Source organism: Candidatus Rhabdochlamydia sp. W815 (genome assembly GCF_018642185.1).
Lineage (GTDB): Bacteria > Chlamydiota > Chlamydiia > Chlamydiales > Rhabdochlamydiaceae > Rhabdochlamydia > Rhabdochlamydia oedothoracis.
The window spans coordinates 1-876 of the sequence record NZ_JAAVTY010000204.1; the positions used below are offsets into that span (position 1 = coordinate 1).

Below are 876 nucleotides of genomic sequence, written 5' to 3' on the forward strand. Positions count from 1 at the left end.
ATGGAAAAATTGCGAAAGAAAACTATATACAAGCCTGAATATGGTGGTTCTTGCTTTTATTGCTCTACTTTTGAAAAGATTTTAAACAGGCTCTTAGCAGAAAAAAAGAGCATTTCCTCCTAAGAAAGAAACGGTAAATCTTCATGTGTGAACTTTTTCTTTAAGAAAAGACGGTTTTGTTAACATGATTAAGAGCTGTCTGAACCATCTTAAAGGAGGTTGAACTTAATCCTAAATCTTTTGCAAAGTTTCTCCATTTTGCCATTGCCATTTTTACTTCATCAATGATTTGTAAAGCTTTTTGTTTTTTAATATTGCTTATCTCTGCAAGCTTTAGTAAATGGGAAAGTGTTGGATTTTTGCCTTCTTTCATGATCATGCTACAGTGCTCTCCGCTAGGGCCCGATGAAAAAGTCAGATCATAAGCAGGTGAGACTCGCCATACGCCCTTTTCATCCATCAAAAAAGAAAAATTTTTGGAATGATCATCGCGGTTGTGACTCAAGACATTAAAAACAGTTGCTCTAAATTGCTTTTCACCTTCTTGGGAATCTTTAGTAAGCCACAACGTTGCTTTCATAATAGTTTCGTAGTCAAGACTTGGAAAGCGATAGTCTGCATGGACTAAGCCGCTAATTGTATGCATATGTACCCTTCTACCATCTACGCGATCGAATCGCTTTACACCAAAATACCCCGGTCCTTTTTTAGATGGGAAAAGCTTTGCTTCTGAGACACAAAGATGAGCTGTTTTAGCCATTAAATGATAGGCGTATTCAATAGATCTCTTGCATAACCAATAAGCAATCTAAAATTTTAAAGTATTTTAATCCAGGAGATATGATTGTTTGAGCGATATAGCTGGAAATGCTTTTG

General features: G+C 36.1%; 1 protein-coding gene. It reads right to left on the reverse strand.

All coding sequences use genetic code 11. The features are described 5' to 3' along the window. Positions 1-160: 160 nt before the first annotated feature. Positions 161-808, reverse strand: coding sequence for a type II toxin-antitoxin system HipA family toxin (locus tag RHOW815_RS08330; protein WP_320412352.1), 648 nt, complete (start codon positions 806-808; stop codon positions 161-163). Positions 809-876: the final 68 nt, after the last annotated feature.